This window comes from Nitrospirota bacterium (assembly GCA_016195565.1).
Classification (GTDB): Bacteria; Nitrospirota; Thermodesulfovibrionia; order Thermodesulfovibrionales; family UBA1546; genus UBA1546.
Map to the genome: position 1 here is coordinate 61,545 of JACPZK010000011.1, position 18,642 is coordinate 80,186.

Consider the following 18,642-nt stretch of genomic DNA (forward strand, 5'->3'; position numbering starts at 1 on the left):
AGAAGATAAGAGGATAAGAAGTTTGGAAGATAAGAATATTACCTCCAATGCACAACTTCTCAACTTCTCAACTTCTCAATTTCTAATTCTTTTACTGTTTACTGTCTACTGTTTACTGTCTACTGAAAATGCTTTTGCCGAAGAACTGAAACTTCAGCCCCTGATAGACGAGGCGCTGAAGAGCAATCATGACCTCATTGTATCAGGATTAAAGGTATCCACTTCAAAATACAAGATACCTCAGGTACAGAGCCTTCCTGACCCCATGTTCATGTTCGGCTATCAGAATGAAGGATACGACAGATACACTTATGGCGAGATGCAGGGCGCACAGTGGATGTTCTCTGCATCTCAGATGTTCCCATTCCCCGGGAAGCTATCGTTAAAGGGAGAGATGGCTCTTAGAGATTCTGAAAGCCTAAAGGCATTATACGAATCCGCAAAGCTCACAACAATAGCGAGAATAAAAGAACTTTACTATGACCTGTTCCTCACCTATAGAGACATTGACATCATTAAAGACAAGAATTCGCTTTTCTCAAGGATAGAGGATGCAGCCATTGCAAGATACTCATCAGGCATGGCGCCGCAGCAGGAAGTATTAATGGCTCAAACAGAAAAATACATGCTGCTTGAAAAAGAGGAGATGCTGAAACAAAAGCTGCGATCCATAGAGGCGATGCTAAACACAACCGTTGGCCGGGATGTTAATTCGCCTCTCGGAAGGCCTGTTGAACCTGTTTATGTTTCGTATAACCCAAGCATGGATGAACTTCTTAAAATGTCATACTCAAATTCTCCTCTGATAAAATCCAGAGAAAAGATGATTGCCTCGGCAAAGGCAAAGGTTAATATGGCTGAGAAGGAATATTATCCTGATTTCACCATTGCCGGCTCAGTCTTTGAGCGGAGGGGAGAGTTCAAAGATATGTGGAGCCTCACAACCACAATCAACATACCTATTTTTTATAAAACAAAACAGAAAATGGCTGTGCTTGAGGCAGAATCAGCCCTTTCAGAGGCAAAACACGAACTTGAGGCGGTTAAGTTAATGCTGTCATCCAATATAAGAGAAAACTACTCTATGATTAAGGCTGCGGAAAAATTAACGGAGCTGTACAGGAATGGACTTATACCCAAGGCATATCAGGATTTTGAACTCGCAATTGCCGGATATGTAACAGGAAAAGTCGAGGCAATAACTGTCATAACAAGGCTGAAATCACTTATTGACTATGAGCTTTTATACTGGGGGCAGTTTACGGAAAGAGAGAAGGCAACAGCGAGGCTTGAGGCGATAACAGCAGTCAGCAATCAGCACTCAGTACGCCCTGCTCTTCAGAATAAAATTGAGGCGAGCGTCATTCAGGGAGAAAAAGAAAAATGAAAAAAATAAATCTCATAATTATAATCGGACTGATTTTGACAGCAGGATTAATATTCTATCTCTTAAAGCCGGAGTTCCTGAAAAGCCCTGTAAAAAACAAACCGCCGGCATCTGTGCAATCAGCGGCTCCTGCACATCAGGGACATACCGCAGAGAGTAAAGAGCCGCAGGCTCGGGTTGAAACGCAGCAGAAAGAGCAGACAGAGGAAGCCCCAACTGTCGAGATTCCTCTTGAAAAACAGCAGTTGATAGGCGTAAAAACAGTTGCGGCGTCTGTGAAGCCGCTGCAGAAAATTATCAGAACAGTTGGCCGTATTGAATACGATGAAAGAAGGCTTGCGACTGTCAATACAAAGTTCGAAGGCTGGATTGAAAAACTTTATGTGAACTACACAGGAAAGTATGTCAAAAAAGGCGAGCCGCTTGCAGAGATTTATAGCCCTGAGCTTGTCGCAACTCAGCAGGAATTCTTAAACGCGCTTAAGTGGGCAAAACCGGGCGCAGACAAAGACAGCGCCTTAGGCAAAATGCTTTCAAAGGATGCTGAGGCAATAATTGAAGCGGCAAAACAGAGGCTGAGGTTATGGGACATAAACGATGCGCAGATTAAAAAAATTGAAGAGGCAGGAAAACCTATAAGAACATTAACCATATACAGCCCTGCAAGCGGCTATGTCGTGCAGAAAACAGCATTGCAGGGAATGCGCGTTATGTCAGGTGAAAAGCTATTTGATATTGCAGACCTTTCCACGGTCTGGATAGTATCGGATATATACGAATATGAAGTGCATTTAATGAAAACAGGGCAGACCGCAAAGATAAGCCTGAGCTATTTCCCCGGCAGGGAATTTTCATCAACAATTGACTACATCTACCCTTCACTTGCAGGAGAAACAAGAACAGCAAAGATAAGGTTCACAATAGCAAACCCGGGCGGACAGCTCAAACCACAGATGTTTACCAACGTAGAGGTAAAAATCAACTTAGGCAGTAAACTTGTTATACCTGAAAGCGCTGTGATTGATACCGGAATAAGGCAGATAGTTTACGTTGATAAGGGAGAAGGGTATTTTGAGCCGAGAGAGGTTATGTTAGGGCTTAAGGCAGAGGGCATGGCAGAAGTTCTCAAAGGAATAAAGGCAGGGGAAAAAGTGGCGTCGTCAGGCAACTTCCTTATTGACTCAGAGGCTCAGTTAAAAGGGATAAAGCCGCTTGAAGGGCATAAACATTGAAAGAAAGTGAAGAGTGACAGTGTACAGTGCCAGTGAACAGACTCAGAAAACTGAACATTGACACGGAAAAAACTGACACTAATCACTGACACTGATACTAAACAACAATGATTGCTAAAATAATAGAACTAAGCGCAAGGAACAAATTCATAATCTTTCTGCTGGTATTTTTCCTCTTAGCATGGGGATACTGGGCGCTTAAGAATACTCCGCTTGATGCAATACCTGATTTAAGCGACACTCAGGTAATCATCTATACGGAGTGGCCCGGAAAAAGCCCTGACCTTGTTGAAGACCAGATAACTTATCCGATAACATCAACGCTCCTTGCAGCGCCAAAGGTTCAGGTTGTAAGAGGGTTCTCTTATCTCGGAAGCTCGTTTATCTATGTAATCTTTGAAGAAGGGACAGATATCTACTGGGCACGCAGCAGGGTGCTTGAATACCTTCAGTCAGTAAAAAATAAAATCCCTGCTGAAGTCAATCCTGTTTTGGGGCCTGACGCAACAAGCGTGGGATGGGGATTCTCTTATGCTGTAGTTGATGAGACAGGCAGGCACGACCTCTCAGAACTTCGCTCTGTGCAGGATTACAACATAAAACTTGCACTTGAGGGTGTGCCGGGTGTCTCTCAGGTTGCAAGCATTGGCGGGTTCGTAAAGCAGTATCAGATAACAATAGACCCTAACAAGCTTCTTGCATATAACCTTCCGATAACCACAGTTATGGATGCAATAAGGAAAAGCAATAAAGATGTGGAAGGCAGAGTGCTTGAATTCTCGGGCATTGAATATATGGTAAGAGGAAGAGGTTATATCAAAACACTTGACGACCTCAAAAACATTCCTGTTGGTACAGGCGGCGCGGGAACGCCTGTATTCCTGAGAGACATAGCGAACATACAGCTCGGGCCTGAGATACGAAGAGGGCTTGCTGAGCTTGACGGAAAAGGCGAGGTGGCAGGAGGCATTGTAGTTATAAGATTCGGCGAAAATGTCCTCAATGTCATAGACAGGGTTAAAGAAAGGATTAAGAATGATATTGAGCCGAGCCTTCCGAAGGGAATGAAGATTATCACAACCTATGACAGGACTGACCTTATACACCGCTCCATTGACACACTCAAAGAAGAAATCATAAAGCTCTCCATAGCAGTCAGCGTCGTATGCATAGTATTTTTATTCCATCTTCCGAGCGCGCTCGTTGTCATTCTCACTCTGCCTATTGCAATCATCATCTCATTTATATGCATGTATTATCTCGGCGTCACTTCAAATATCATGAGCCTGAGCGGCATTGCAATTGCAATCGGCGCAATGGTGGATGCATCAATAATAATGGTTGAGAATGCGCATAAAAAACTTGAAGAGTGGGAACTGCACGGCAGCCATGGCAGCAGGGTGGAAGTGATTATCGATGCAGCGAAGGAGGTCGGCCCTTCTCTCTTCTTTGCGCTGCTTGTAATCACCGTAGGATTTCTGCCTGTATTTACGCTTCAGGCACAGGCAGGAAGATTATTTAAACCACTGGCATACACAAAGACCTTTGCAATGCTTTTCTCATCTTTCCTTGCGATTACGTTGACGCCTGTGTTGATGACGCTCTTCATACGCGGGAAGATAAAGCCGGAAGATAAAAATCCTATAAGCATTATCCTCCACAAAATCTATGAGCCTGTCGCGGCCCTCGCGCTCAGATTCAAAAAAAGCGTTATTGTCATTGCAATAATCATCATGGCGATTACTGTCTATCCATTTATAAAACTCGGCTCGGAATTCATGCCTCCGCTTTATGAGGGGACATTGTTTTATATGCCTGTCACAGTGCCGGCGGCTTCAATAACTGAAGTGTCAAAACTCCTTCAACTGCAGGATAAGATTCTGAAGAAGATTCCCGAAGTTGAGCAGGTATTCGGAAAAGCAGGCCGCGCAGAGACGGCAACAGACCCTGCACCATTAGAGATGTTCGAGACAGTTATAAATCTTAAACCCGAAAAAGAATGGCGAAAGGGGATGACAGTTGAAGGGTTAAAGAATGAGATGAACGACGCATTGAGCATTCCGGGAGTTGCAAATTCCTTCACAATGCCGATAAAAGCCCGCATTGACATGCTCTCTACAGGCATAAGAACTCCTGTAGGAATCAAGGTTTTAGGCCCAAAGCTTGAGGAAATAGAGAAACTCGGACTGGAGTTGGAGAACCTCATTAAAGATATTCCGGGCACAAGAAGCGTCTATGCGGAAAGAGTGACAACAGGATATTTTCTGGACTTTAATATCAAGCGTGAGGAAGCCGCAAGGTATGGAATAAATGTTGATGACATTCAGGAAGTAGTGCAGACTGCTGTAGGAGGCATGAACCTGACAATTACTGTTGAAGGCAGGGAACGCTATCCTGTGAATGTCCGCTATTCAAGGGAATTGAGAAATGACATTGATAAACTCAAAAGGGTTCTCGTGCCTGTTATGAATCAGCCTTCAGCATTCCCCTCCTCAGGCGGATTCGGCGGCCAACAGTCAGGTATGGGAGCAGTGCAGCCCGTATCCATGAAAACACTTCAGGTTCCTCTCGGCGAGCTTGTTGACATAAAAATTGTAAAAGGCCCCACACAGATAAAGAGTGAAGAAGGGCTTTTGACCGCCTATGTATATATAGATTTCACAGGAAGGGATATCGGAGGTTATGTCAATGAGGCAAAAAAGAAAGTCGCCTCTATGAAAATCCCGGAAGGCTACCGCCTTGAATGGAGCGGTGAATACGAGCACCTCGTAAAAACACATGAAAGGCTCAAACTTGTCATCCCGCTTACAGCGCTGATAATCTTTGTGCTTATATACCTGAACACAAAGTCAGTGACTAAGACATTTATAGTGCTTCTTGCGGTTCCATTCTCCCTTGTAGGCTCATTCTGGCTTCTTTATCTTTTAAATTACAACATGAGCATTGCCGTATGGGTCGGCATCATCGCTCTTGCCGGGCTTGATGCAGAGACAGGCGTTGTCATGCTCCTGTATCTTGAGCTTGCATACGAAAAATGGAAAAAGGAAGGCAAGCTTAATTCCATTATTGATTTAAAAGAAGCAGTAATGTACGGCGCAGTAAAAAGAATACGTCCGAAGATAATGACTGTAAGCGTAATCCTTGCAGGCCTTATCCCTATCATGTTCAGCCACGGAACAGGCGCGGACGTTATGAAACGCATTGCAGCCCCGATGGTAGGCGGAGTTATCACTTCAACAATTCTGGAACTGGTTATCTATCCCGCGATCTATATGATATGGAAAGGAAGGGAGTTTAGAGAGAAAAAATAAATCTAAAGGTAGAAATAAGGGGGCAACCATGAAATTAATTATAGCGATTATAAAGACAACATCCGCAGAAAAGGTTATAAAAGACCTTGAACATATCGGCATTAAAAACATATCTCTTTCAGAGGTCAAAGGCATAGGTGAACAGGTTGAAGCATTCAAACAGTATGCCGTTCACAAGAGGCTTGAGATTATTGTTCCGCAGGAAAAGGCCGCCGAAGTCTCGGATATAATTCTAAAAAATGCCCATACAGGGCTTGCAGGCGACGGCATAATAGCTGTCTGCCCTGTTGACCATCTCATAAAAATAAGGACTATGGAGAAGATAAAATAACAACAATAAGCCATCAAAGTGCATATCTTCTTTAAATCCACCCGTCTTTCCTGTTGACCTCACTGTTTTCTACACTCTATAATGTCTGAAATATCCGGTTCTGTTAAATATGGCAGACATTAATTCTTTTAGAGAAAAACTCCAGTCCTTGATCGCAAAGTTCGAGAAGGACAAAGCCCACTATGTCTCGAAAGGCTACCCCGAAGCTCAAGTAAGGCTGGATTTCCTTAATCCATTTTTCAAAGCCCTCGGCTGGGACATAGAAAACAAGGCGCAGAAGCCTCCGCATGAAAGGGATGTTATAGTTGAGCTTTCTCCTGAAACAACAGGAAGGCCGGATTATAATTTCAGGATTAACGGGGCAACAAAATTTTTTGTCGAGGCAAAGGCCCCGTCTGTGGCCCTTGATGACATAAACCACATACTTCAGGCAAAGAGCTATGCGTGGTCCACAAAAGAGGTCTATTTCGTAGTCCTCACTGATTTTGAAGAGTTCAGGCTTTATGACGCATCTTTAAAGCCAAATCCGAAATTCCCTGATGAAGGATTAATCCTCGGCCTCAAACATACTGATTACCTCAATAACATAGAAAAACTTTGGGAGCTTTCAAAAGAGCGCATTGAACAGGGTTCTTTGGAAGCCCTATTGCCAAAAGACACAAAGAGCAAGAGGCTCAGGATTCCGCCTGACAAATCATTCCTTGAAGATTTAACAGAATGGAGGACAGAACTCGCAAAGGACCTTCATAAGAGGAATCCAGAATTCGATGTGAAGTTATTGAATGATGTGGTCCAGAAACTCCTCGACAGGATTATCTTCATAAGGATTGCAGAGGACAGAAGGATACGGCCTGATAAGGAATTAATGGAGATTGTGGCCCTCTGGAAAGAAGAAGGCAAGAGAAAATCCATAATGAGCCATCTCCTTGACCTCTTCCATGAAGTGAACGATGATTTAAACGGCGATATTTTTAAACCTCACGCATGTGAGAGAGCAGATGTTGATTCAAACCTCATTGCAGAGATTATAGAGAACCTCTATTTCCCGAAGAGCAGATACAGGTTTGACGCCATCGGCGTTGAACTCTTGGGAAGCATATATGAGCGTTATCTTGGAAGCACGATAAGGGTAACTCCGCAGAGGGTAAAGGTTGAGGAAAAGCCTGAGGTAAGAAAGGCAGGCGGCGTTTATTATACTCCGAAATACATTGTTGATTACATTGTCAAAAATACAGTCGGAAAACTCATCGAGGGCAAGACACCGAAACAGATAGAAAAGATTAAGATACTTGACCCTGCTTGCGGCTCAGGTTCTTTTTTGCTTGGCGCATATCAATACCTGCTGGATTATCATCTTGAATATTATCGTAAGCATACCAAAGAGGCACAGACACAATTCTTTGACTTTTACCATAAAGTAGGGCCGGAGGACCTGGCGCTTCCCTTACGCACAAAGGCGATGATTTTAAGAAACAACATCTTCGGAGTTGATATTGACCCGCAGGCTGTAGAGATAACAATGATGAGCCTATACCTGAAAGCCCTCGAAGGCGAGCGTGGAATGCTTCCAAAAAAGCAGCACCTTCTTCCTCCTTTGAGCAACAATATCAAATGCGGGAACAGTCTTATCGGTTATGACATATTGGATCAGGGAAATCTTTTTGACGATGAAACAAAGAGCAGGATTAATCCCTTTGACTGGAATTCAAAGTCAGTTGGGTTTGGGGAGATAATGGAGAGCGGAGGGTTCGATGTGATTATCGGCAATCCGCCGTATGTAAGAATTCAGGCAATGAAAGAATGGGCACCGGATGAAGTCGCACATTATAAACAGCATTATGTTTCAGCAAGCAAAGGGAACTATGATATTTATGTGATTTTTGTCGAGAAGGGATTAAGTCTTCTCAATCCGAAAGGCCGCTTCGGCTTTATCTTGCCGCACAAGTTTTTCCAAACTCAATATGGAGAGCCTCTGAGAGGCATCATTTCTAAAGGAAAGCATTTATCAGAGGTCGTTCATTTCGGCGATCAACAAGTATTTGAGGGTGCAACGACCTATACCTGTCTGCTTCTTCTCGATAAATCACCCACCAAAAAGTTGAATTTTGTGAAGGTTCAAGACCTGTCACTCTGGCGTGTTACTGGTCAAGCCATTAGAGGAACCATTCCTTCCGCTGATATCGGTGCATCGGAGTGGAATCTTGCGATAGGGGATGCAGCTACGATATTCAACCGTTTAAAGAAAATGCCCGTAAAACTAAAAGACATTGCAGATATATTTGTCGGGCTTCAGACGGATGCAGATGATGTGTACATCTTAGAAGAAAGACAAAGAAAAGACGGACAGGTGTTGTGTTATTCCAAGGCAACCGGACAAACCCATTGGCTTGAAGACAATCACTTGAAAATGTTTGTCAAAGGATCGTTGAATGTAAGAAGGTATGAGCTTGTTAATGTTAATAAGCGCCTAATATTTCCATACAAAATAGTTGATGGGAAATCCCAGCTTATCGATGCTGTTCAATATGGAAAGGACTTTCCATTGACGTGGCAATACTTAGTCGATAATAAACCGCTGCTCATACGGCGGAATAAAGGGAAAATTCAGCGCACTGAATGGTATGGATACGTTTATAAGAAAAATCACACGCGATTGGCAACACCTAAGCTCCTTGTGCCTTCAATTGGAACAGGTAGTTGTTTTGCAGCCGACATAAGTGGAGAATACTATTTTGTCGGGAGCGGAGGCGGTGGCGGTGGCGGCTATGGCATTTCCTTGGCAGCTACACAGAACATATCTTATTCTTATCTATTAGGTCTCCTAAACTCTGCCCTCTTAAGCAACTATTTAAAATCGATTAGTACGACTTTTAGAGGTGGCTACATTGCTCTAAATCGTCAGTACATAGAGCACCTTCCCATCCGCACCATTGACTTCAATAACCTCACTGAAAAAGCCATTCACGACAAACTCGTCTCCCTCGTTGACCGTATGCTCGACCTGCACAAAAAGAAAAACGCCCTTCCGCCGTCCTCAGAGCGCGAAAAGATAGAGCGTGAGATTGCAATTACCGATGAGAAAATTGATGATATTGTGTATGGTCTTTATGGGGTGACGGAGGAGGGAAAAAGGATAATTCAAGATTCAAGATTGAAAATTCAAAATTAAAGATTAAGAATTCAAGGTTCAAAATAAATTTAAAATTCAAGATTCAAGAAAGGAGAAAAACATGGCGAGGTCTTTTGAGGAGATTGATGTATGGAAGAAGGCAAGAGAGTTGGTTAATTTCATCTATCGCCTCACTAAGAATAAAGAATTCTCAAAAGATTTCAGCCTTACAGACCAAATCAGAAGAGCGGCTGTTTCCGTCATGTCGAACATCGCGGAAGGTTTTGAGAGGGGCTCAAATACTGAATTTATCCAATTCCTTTATATCGCCAAAGGTTCTGCAGGAGAAGTCAGGACACAGCTGTATGCTTCTCTTGATCAAGGCTACATAACAAAAGAGGAATTTCAAGAAGGGAGAGACCTCTGCATTGATATTTCCGGCCAGCTTTCGGGGTTAATTCAATATCTGAAAGGCTCAAGGCTTAAAGGCGAGAAATTCAGGACAGAGCATAAGAGTTTTCGTGACGAAGCAGCGGAAGTTGTGCGTGAATTCTACGAAAGGAAATAAATTCAACATTCAAAATTTAAAAATCAAAAATTGAATATTGAATTTTGAATATTGAATCTGCTTTGCAGCCCTTATGCTATAATCAATCAAAAGGAGGCATCCAATGGAAATATCGGTCAAGATACCAGAAAAAATAACCGAGCATATGAAGGAGCCTTATGACAGGTTTGTCAGTGAAACCCTTGTGGTTGAGCTATACAGGGAGGGTTCATTTACCCTCAGGCAGGCGGCTGAGGCGTTGGGTATCGGGCTAAAGGAGATGCTCTCTATCCTGACAAAGAGGAAGACATACATAAACTACGGCACGGAAGAGCTTGACGAAGATATATCCTATGCGCGTAGTTAGCGACTCCGATGTTTTGATCCACCTTTTAAAACTCGAAAAACTCTCTCTCCTTCGATCTCTTTACAGAGAAGTTGCTATCCCCGAATATATAAAATCTGAAATCCTTATCAAAGAGGATTTCGAACTGCAAAAAGCTTTGAATTCTTTTCTCAAAGTATTTGTAATCTCAAAGGACAAGGCGCGTGATATTGCAAAAAGGCACCATATCCATGCCGGAGAAGCCCATGTAAAAGCTCTCGGAGAGGAGTTGAAGGCAACTTTATTTCTATCCAATGAGAAAAAGGTAAGAAAAGCTGCAAAAGAAGAAGGATTTGCTGTTGCCGGTACAATAGGTATTATTTTAAAGGCAGTGAAGGACAGAATAATAGATAAGACGGAGGCAAAATCTCTGTTTGAAAAAATGAAGGCTAAGAACTTCAGGATTCATCCTGATATTTTGCAGAAAGCGATTAATACGGTTGAAGAAATATAAAAGTGCTTGAACGCTACAAAAAAACTCAATCCCTCCATCAGTAGAAAGAGAAATTACAGTTGCAGATGAGGAAGGAAGATAATCAAGGAGATTATAACTAAACCTTGCAAAAACAAGGGGAAAATTAGTAGAATTACTCGTATTCAGAGCGATTTTCCGACAGGAGACTTATGGGAGAGATTGAAAAGCTAAGAAATGAGATTGACGCTGTTGACGAAGAGACACTTAAACTTCTCAATAAACGGTCGCGGATTGTCCTTGACATTGCAAATATAAAACGCAACACCAAGTCAAAGTTTTACTCGCCTGAACGCGAGCGGCAGATACTTGAAAGACTGACATCCCTGAATAAAGGGCCTTTCCCCAATGATGCGCTGAAGTCAATTTACAGGGAGATACTCTCAGCCTCTTTATCGCTTGAAGAACTTCTAAAGATAGCTTATTTTGGCCCGGTTGCCACATTCACACACCTTGCAGCGTTAAGGCATTTCGGCTCTTCAGCCGACTTTGTGCCTGTTGAGAGCATAAAAAACGTATTTGAAGCGGTTGATTCAGGGAAAGCAGAATTCGGAGTTGTGCCCATAGAAAACTCCACGGAAGGAGTGGTGAGTTACACCCTTGATATGTTCATAGATTATGACCTCATGATAACAGCCGAGGTTATGCTTGAGATATCGCATAATCTGCTTTCTTTGACAGGCAGCAAAAAAGACATTAAAAAAATATATTCGCACCCGCAGCCGACAGCGCAGTGCAGGTGCTGGCTTGAAAGAAATCTTCCGAATGTAGAGATAGTTGAAGCTACAAGCACAGCCAAAGCCGCAGAGCTTGCATCGAAAGACCAGTCATCGGCCGCAATTGCAAGCGAACTTGCCGCAAAGATATACAGCCTTAATTTTGTGGAGCGAAATATAGAAGACAATAAGCACAACTACACACGGTTCCTTATAATCTCGAAAAACATCGCCCCGAAAACAGGAAAAGACAAGACATCAATTATGTTCTCCATTAAGGATAAGCCGGGCGCCCTTTATGATATCCTTCAACCAATTAAGAAGGCGAAGATAAATCTTACGAAACTTGAATCCAGGCCTTCCAGAAGAAAGGCATGGGAATACATATTTTTTGTGGATATGGAAGGACATATAGAAGACAAAAAAGTCAAAAAAGCCATAGAGAATATAAAAGATGGATGTCTCTATCTTAAATTCCTCGGCTCTTATCCGCATGGTGGCCAGTAGTGATAAAGGCTCCGGAACATATCAGTGCGCTCAGGCCCTACATCCCCGGCAAACCCATAGAAGAACTTGAAAGGGAACTTGGGATAAAAAACTCCATAAAGCTTGCCTCAAATGAAAACCCTATAGGCCCTTCTCCCGCGGCTGTCAGGGCCATAACAGCAGGGTTTAAAAAAACACTGAACAGATACCCTGATGGAAACGGGTATTATCTCAAAAATACACTGGCAGAAAAACTCTCTGTTAAACCTGAAGAGATTATAATCGGAAACGGCTCAAATGAACTTCTTGACATAGCGGTAAGGACCTTCTTAGCTCCGGGTGATGAGGCTGTTATGGCACACCCTTCTTTTGTTGTTTACTCTATGGCCGTTCAGGCAGCAGGCGGAAAGGCAATTCACGTGCCGCTCAGGGATTACAAGCATGACCTGGACGCAATGTTGAGCGCTGTAACGCCAAAGACAAAGATGTTGTTTATAGCAAATCCGAATAATCCGACAGGCACAATGAATACAAAGGAAGAATTTGACAGGTTGATGAGCAAAATCAGGGACGGCATACTTGTAGTTGTTGATGAGGCATACTATGAATATGTTACAGATACCGGATACGCCGACAGCTTTAAATACTTCAGGGACAGCAGGGATATATTAATTCTTAGGACCTTCTCCAAGATTTACGGACTTGCGGGACTCAGGATCGGCTATGGCATTGCACCTCAGGAAATAATTACTGAAATGAACAAGGTGCGCGCGCCGTTCAACACAAACTCTATTGCGCAGAAAGCCGCAATAGAGGCCTTAAAGGACAAAGGCCATATCAAAAAATCAAAAGGAATAAACGACAAAGGCAAAAAATATCTCTACAAAGAACTTTCTTCACTCGGAATAAGGCCTGTGCCCACAGAGGCAAATTTCATCTACATGCCTGTTGCCGATTCAATGAATATTTATAAAAAACTTCTTCATGCCGGAGTTATTGTCAGGCCCATGGGGCCTGATGCAATACGGGTGACCATTGGTCTGCCTGAGGAAAATAAAAGATTTATAAACGCATTAAAGAAGTTAAAAGTTGAGAGTTAAGAGTGAGCAGCTTTGTAATTTTTAACTTTAAACTTTTAACTCTTCACTTAATGCTGGAGGAATAAATGGACATAATAGTTTTAAACCGGAAGGCTACTGAAAAAAACATCGACCACCTGCTCAAAAAACTTGAAGGCAAAGGGCTGAAGGCAACTATCTCACGAGGCACCGAAAAAACAGTTATAGGCGTCATAGGCGATACATCACGGATAACAGAGGAAGAAGAGAATGCTGTTCGGGTTATGAAAGGTGTTGAGGATGTGGTGAGAATCCTCAAGCCGTATAAACTTGCAAGCAGGGATTTCAAGGCCCAGAACACGATAATAAAAGTCAAAGGGAAAGTTATCGGAGGCAAAAAAATACCTGTTATTGCAGGGCCGTGTGCTGTTGAAAACAGAACTATAATGATAAACATAGCCGAGAAGGTTAAAGCAGCAGGGGCGTCGTTTATAAGAGGAGGCGCTTATAAACCAAGGACCTCGCCTTATTCATTTCAGGGCCTTGGAGAGGAAGGGCTTCAGTACCTTGCCGAGGCGAGCAGGAAAACAGGGCTCCCCGTTGTCACAGAGATAATGGATCCGAGAGATCTGGATACAATACTTCAATATACAGACATAATTCAGATAGGGGCAAGGAATATGCAGAATTTCAGGCTGCTCCTTGAGGTCGGGATGTGCAATAAACCGGTTCTTCTCAAGAGAGGGCTTTCAGCCACAATCCAGGAATGGCTTATGGCAGCAGAGTATGTAATGTCAAAAGGCAATCAGGAGGTTATCCTCTGCGAAAGAGGCATAAGGACCTTTGAGACAGCAACAAGGAACACCCTTGACCTCAGCGCTGTGCCTGTGCTGAAACAAAAAACGCATCTGCCTGTTGTAGTGGACCCGAGCCACGGCGTCGGCAAATGGGATCTGGTTGCTCCTATGGCAAAGGCTGCTGTTGCAGTCGGCGCAGACGGCCTTCTCATAGAAGTGCATACGAACCCTGAAAATGCAATGTCAGACGGAGAGCAGTCCTTAAAACCCGATGCATTCAAAAAATTGATGTCTGAATTAAAACTGATAGCAAGGGCTGTTGGACGAGAGATATAGAACAAATTGAAAGTTGAAAGTTTAAAATTAAAAGTTAATGAAGGATATAAAGTTCAATAAAGTCACTATTATCGGCGTGGGCTTAATCGGCGCATCATTTGCCCTTGCCATGAAGAAAAGAGGGCTATGCAGTCACATCACAGGCTGCGGCAGAAGAGAAAACAACCTCAAGATAGCAATGGAGATGAAAATAATTGATTCTTTTGAGGTTGACGCATCAAAGGCATGCGCTGACTCTGACCTCGTTTTATTCGCTATTCCTGTGGGCTGTTTTACAGAGACGGCAAAAAGAATAAACGGCTCATTTAAAAAAGGCGCAATTGTAACAGATGTCGGAAGCGTCAAAGGAAAACTTGTCAGGTATATGGAAGCCCTGATGCCTGAAGGTGTAAGTTTCGTAGGCGGGCATCCGATAGCAGGAAGCGACAGGACCGGGATAGCCACAGCAACAGCGGATTTATTTTCAGGCGCAAGGTGCATATTAACACCAACGGAAAAAACGGATAAGGCTGCTCTGAAAAAAATCACCGCATTATGGGAGTCGCTCGGCGCAGCAGTTTCTGCTATGGATGCAGAGGAGCATGACAGGATATACGCTGCCGTAAGCCACCTCCCACATATTATTGCCTATGCAATCGTCAATACAGTAGCTGACATAAACAGCTCGTATCTCGGATATGCAGGCAACGGATTTAAAGACACAACCCGGATTGCGGCGAGCTCCCCTGAACTATGGCGCGATATATCCCTGATGAACAGAGAGAATATTCTTGAGTTCATAGAGCTTTTTAAAAAAAATCTCGACGGCCTCAGCGGTTACTTAAAGAAATCAGATTCTGAGGCTATTGAAAAGGAATTTAAAAAAGCCAGGGCGCTGAGGGAAGATGTCAGATAGGATTGAATTAAGAAGGGCAAAAAGATTAAAAGGCGAAATTATTCCTCCTCCTGATAAATCCATATCTCACAGGGCAGTCATCCTCTCCTCTTTGGCAAAAGGCAGAAGCATTGTCAGAAATTTCCTCAGGGCTGAAGATACAATGAGCACGGTTAATGCATTCAGAAAACTCGGAGTGAAGATAGATGAAGGCAGGGGTCAAGGGGTCAAGGGGTCAAGGGGTCAAGAGAAAGAAAATGACATGGTAATTCACGGCAACGGCATACATGGGTTAAAAGAACCTGAAGATGTAATCGACTGCGGCAATTCAGGCACGACAGCAAGGCTGATGTCAGGCATACTTGCAGGGAATCAGTTTTTTTCCGTGCTTACTGGAGATGATTCTTTAAGGCAAAGACCCATGGCAAGGGTTATAAATCCCCTTAAAGAGATGGGCGCAGAGATTTCCGGAAGAGACGGTGATAAATATCTTCCGATGGCAATAAAGGGACGAAAACTCAAGGCAATAAAATACGCCATGCCAGTTGCAAGCGCGCAGGTAAAATCAGCGCTGCTTCTTGCAGGCCTCTATGCGGACGGAGAAACAGAGATATCAGAGCCAATAAAATCCCGCGACCATACAGAGCGGATGCTGCCGTCTTACGGGGCAAAGATTAAATTTGAAGGGTTCAAAATAAAGGTTAAAGGCGGACAGGAATTAAAAGCAAGAAATATTGACGTGCCCGGTGATTTTTCATCCGCGGCATTTTTCATTGCCGCTACACTGCTGATACCTGAATCTGAGATAACGATAAAAGGCGTTGGCATAAATCCTACAAGAACAGGTTTGCTTGATGTATTAGAGACAATGGGCGCAGATATAGGATTGACCGACATTAGAGATGTCTCAGGAGAACCTGTGGCAGATATTTATTGTAAGACTGCGGGCAGTCTAAGAGCAGTAAAGATAGGCAGAGAGATTATGCCTTCTCTTATTGACGAGTTTCCCATACTGTGCGTTCTTGGGACTCAGGCAGACGGCGTAACGGAAATAAGAGGAGCAGAAGAATTAAGGTTTAAAGAATCCGACAGAATAAAGGCTATGGCAGAAGGGCTCAGGAAGATGGGCGCTGAAGTAAAAGAATTCAAAGACGGCTTAAGCATAAAAGGAAATGCTAATCTTAAGGGCGCATCCATAAACAGCTATGGAGACCACAGGATTGCAATGGCATTTTCAATTGCGGCATTGATTGCCCGCGGTAAAACTGTAATAAACGGCATATCGTCTGTGAATATATCATTCCCCGGATTTTTTGAGATATTGAAAAAGTTAACACGCTGAGCATTGATATGATATGGGGGTGCTGAAAACCTTGCAGTTGGTAATAACTATTTTAACAGGGTAATATTGGCACCTTAAATTGGAGGGGAAGTGAAAGAACTTATTCCAGTTGAGATAATCGAGAAAAAAATCTATATGATTCGGGGCCAGAAGGTCATGCTTGATAGGGAGTTGGCTGACCTGTATGGCGTGGAAACAAGAGTTTTGAACCAAGCAGTTAGAAGAAATATCAACAGGTTTCCGGCCGACTTTATGTTTTCTTTGTCACGTGAAGAGATCATGAGGATATCACAATTTGTGATATCCTCCGAGCATTCTAAGAGCGATACGCTGAAGTTCTCCAAAAGTGTGATGGTCTTCACCGAACAGGGTGTAGCAATGCTATCCAGTGTTCTTAACAGCGAAAGAGCAGTTCAGGTGAACATAGCCATTATGAGGACTTTTGTGAAGCTTCGTGAAATGCTTTCTTCAAACAAGGAACTTGCTCATAAGTTGACGTTGCTTGAAAACAGGATTGAAAAGCATGATGGGGAGATAAAAGCGATTTTCAACGCAATCCGTCAACTCATGGCGCCTCCGGCGACAAAGAGCACTAAAATCGGCTTTCGGAGAGAGGCTGACAAATAGACGGGAAATCAAGAGGGAGAAGAAAATGGGGCTTGCCCTGTTAGAGATTCGCGGAAATAAATAAATAAACAGGTACAGCGACCGGTTTTCGATAGTTCCATAGTGCCAAAGCTCAGAAGTTCCATAGTCCCATAGAACCATATCTAAAGTTAAAATTCTCTACCCCTTTGAAACCATCTTTACTTTATAGCACACATGCTATATAATTAAACTGTGAATTGGACAATTGAATATTACGTAACAGTTGAAGGCAGATGTCCTGTAAAAGAATTTATTGATTCTCTTTCCGAAGAAGGGCAGGCAAAGTATATTTTTATCACTAAATTACTAAAGGAATATGGCATTCAAGTAAAGGAGCCATATGTTAGACAAATCACAGGGCATAAGAAACTTTACGCGATAAGAATAAAGGACAAAACAAGTATCAGCAGGATACTGTATTTCGCTCATACCGGAAGGGAATTCATATTGCTGCATGGTTTTATAAAAAAGACAGACAAAACTCCTTCAAAGGAAATAGAAATAGCCGAAAAGAGAATGACAGATTACGTTTTTAGGGAGGTGTGATATGAAAAAGTTTACTTATGAAGCGCATGTAAGGGAATTGCTTAAAAAGAAAAGAGTCAGGGAAGAATACGAAAAACTTCTTCCTGAATATGGGCTTGCAAAAAGCATCATTGACCAAAGGTTAAGGAAGAAAATGACGCAGGAAGATATTGCGCATAAAGCCGGAATTCCGCAGTCAACGGTATCACGGATAGAAAGGCTTACCCATGGGCTTCCCAAGCTGGTCACTCTCAAAAAAATAGCGGAAGCCCTTGACGCTAAACTGGTAATAAAGCTTGAGCCTAAAGGCCATATCGGTAAGTACATGCTTGCGTCAGAAAGTGAAAAGCCTCTTACGATTGAAGAGGCCCGGAAGCGGTATGGCAGGCATTCCAAAAAGTAGCCCTTTCCGCAAGTGCGAAGGATTGCCGGCTTTGAGCAATGGGAATTTTAAAAAAGAAGACTGATTTAATTATCTTAAATCAAAAAGTGAGGTATATGTATGGGAATGTTTGATACTATCTATTTTGATAAACCGTATCTCTGTCCAAACTGCAGGGCAAAGATAGACTTTACCCAGACAAAGGCATTTGAGCGGACGTTGACGAATTTTCATATAAAGGACTGCATATCTCATGCAGAGGAAATTAGAGTTGTTAAAGAAGAACTATTTTGTAATAAATGTTCGGAATTTACTGGACGGTATGTTTATATCGCTGTATTCAGAGGTATTCTTGTTGGTGTGGCGGATTCATTGCAAGAGGCTCGGCACATGCTTAATGACATGAATTTGGAGAAAATGCTTCTCTGGTATCACGATTTGTATAAGAGATATGACGGAGAAGTTAGAGAAAATGAGGGGGTCCTTAGGTTTCTGAGAAATGTGGTCGAGTGGTTTGAACAAGGCCGCCATAAAAAGAAAAAGGATAAGGTTGCAGGTATAGGCGATATGCTTTTCCTTTTTGATAAGGAATATCTGAAAGGAGCGAAAGATCCGCTTGAGGCGATAAAGAGATTTTTGGCTAAAAAACAGAAAAAGGAAAAAGAACGAGACATATTCCAATGATCAAAAGTGAAACTGAGAAA

17 protein-coding genes are annotated in these 18,642 nt (G+C 42.8%); all 17 read left to right on the forward strand.

The window, feature by feature from the left end:
• The first annotated feature begins 22 nt into the window (after positions 1 to 22).
• The gene (locus tag HY035_04770; GenBank protein ID MBI3377702.1) at positions 23 to 1,387 is read left to right on the forward strand and encodes a TolC family protein; all 1,365 of its coding nucleotides are present in this window, start codon (positions 23 to 25) and stop codon (positions 1,385 to 1,387) included.
• A complete protein-coding gene (locus HY035_04775) occupies positions 1,384 to 2,619 on the forward strand; it encodes an efflux RND transporter periplasmic adaptor subunit (GenBank protein MBI3377703.1) in 1,236 nt (411 codons plus the stop codon). Before HY035_04770 ends, HY035_04775 begins: the two co-directional genes overlap by 4 nt.
• A 107-nt stretch (positions 2,620 to 2,726) precedes the next feature.
• A complete protein-coding gene (locus HY035_04780) occupies positions 2,727 to 5,930 on the forward strand; it encodes an efflux RND transporter permease subunit (protein MBI3377704.1) in 3,204 nt (1,067 codons plus the stop codon).
• A gap of 28 nt (positions 5,931 to 5,958) precedes the next feature.
• Positions 5,959 to 6,261, forward strand: coding sequence for a P-II family nitrogen regulator (locus HY035_04785; GenBank protein MBI3377705.1), 303 nt, complete (start codon positions 5,959 to 5,961; stop codon positions 6,259 to 6,261).
• Positions 6,262 to 6,370: 109 nt separating this feature from the next.
• Positions 6,371 to 9,430, forward strand: coding sequence for an Eco57I restriction-modification methylase domain-containing protein (locus tag HY035_04790; GenBank protein ID MBI3377706.1), 3,060 nt, complete (start codon positions 6,371 to 6,373; stop codon positions 9,428 to 9,430).
• 61 nt (positions 9,431 to 9,491) lie between these two features.
• Positions 9,492 to 9,938, forward strand: a complete 447-nt coding sequence (locus HY035_04795) for a four helix bundle protein (GenBank protein MBI3377707.1) — start codon at positions 9,492 to 9,494, stop codon at positions 9,936 to 9,938.
• 103 nt (positions 9,939 to 10,041) lie between these two features.
• Positions 10,042 to 10,284: a UPF0175 family protein gene (locus HY035_04800; protein MBI3377708.1), complete on the forward strand. Its 243-nt coding sequence runs from the start codon at positions 10,042 to 10,044 to the stop codon at positions 10,282 to 10,284.
• Positions 10,271 to 10,756, forward strand: a complete 486-nt coding sequence (locus tag HY035_04805; GenBank protein MBI3377709.1) for a DUF3368 domain-containing protein — start codon at positions 10,271 to 10,273, stop codon at positions 10,754 to 10,756. Before HY035_04800 ends, HY035_04805 begins: the two co-directional genes overlap by 14 nt.
• Positions 10,757 to 10,926: 170 nt before the next feature.
• Entirely contained in the window at positions 10,927 to 11,997 is a 1,071-nt protein-coding gene (gene pheA, locus HY035_04810) for a prephenate dehydratase (protein MBI3377710.1), read from the forward strand.
• Entirely contained in the window at positions 11,997 to 13,076 is a 1,080-nt protein-coding gene (locus HY035_04815; GenBank protein ID MBI3377711.1) for a histidinol-phosphate transaminase, read from the forward strand. Before pheA ends, HY035_04815 begins: the two co-directional genes overlap by 1 nt.
• Before the next feature lie 65 nt (positions 13,077 to 13,141).
• The gene (aroF, locus tag HY035_04820) at positions 13,142 to 14,167 is read left to right on the forward strand and encodes a 3-deoxy-7-phosphoheptulonate synthase (GenBank protein ID MBI3377712.1); all 1,026 of its coding nucleotides are present in this window, start codon (positions 13,142 to 13,144) and stop codon (positions 14,165 to 14,167) included.
• Between the two features lie 37 nt (positions 14,168 to 14,204).
• Positions 14,205 to 15,062, forward strand: a complete 858-nt coding sequence (locus tag HY035_04825; GenBank protein MBI3377713.1) for a prephenate dehydrogenase/arogenate dehydrogenase family protein — start codon at positions 14,205 to 14,207, stop codon at positions 15,060 to 15,062.
• Positions 15,052 to 16,383, forward strand: coding sequence for a 3-phosphoshikimate 1-carboxyvinyltransferase (gene aroA, locus HY035_04830; GenBank protein MBI3377714.1), 1,332 nt, complete (start codon positions 15,052 to 15,054; stop codon positions 16,381 to 16,383). The genes HY035_04825 and aroA overlap by 11 nt, the downstream gene beginning before the upstream one ends.
• 135 nt (positions 16,384 to 16,518) lie before the next feature.
• Positions 16,519 to 17,010, forward strand: a complete 492-nt coding sequence (locus HY035_04835; GenBank protein MBI3377715.1) for an ORF6N domain-containing protein — start codon at positions 16,519 to 16,521, stop codon at positions 17,008 to 17,010.
• A 213-nt stretch (positions 17,011 to 17,223) separates the two neighbouring features.
• On the forward strand, positions 17,224 to 17,577 hold the full coding sequence (locus tag HY035_04840) for a type II toxin-antitoxin system RelE/ParE family toxin (GenBank protein MBI3377716.1): 354 nt from the start codon (positions 17,224 to 17,226) through the stop codon (positions 17,575 to 17,577).
• A 1-nt stretch (position 17,578) separates the two neighbouring features.
• A complete protein-coding gene (locus tag HY035_04845) occupies positions 17,579 to 17,959 on the forward strand; it encodes a helix-turn-helix domain-containing protein (protein MBI3377717.1) in 381 nt (126 codons plus the stop codon).
• Positions 17,960 to 18,064: 105 nt separating this feature from the next.
• A complete protein-coding gene (locus tag HY035_04850; protein MBI3377718.1) occupies positions 18,065 to 18,622 on the forward strand; it encodes a hypothetical protein in 558 nt (185 codons plus the stop codon).
• Positions 18,623 to 18,642: the final 20 nt, after the last annotated feature.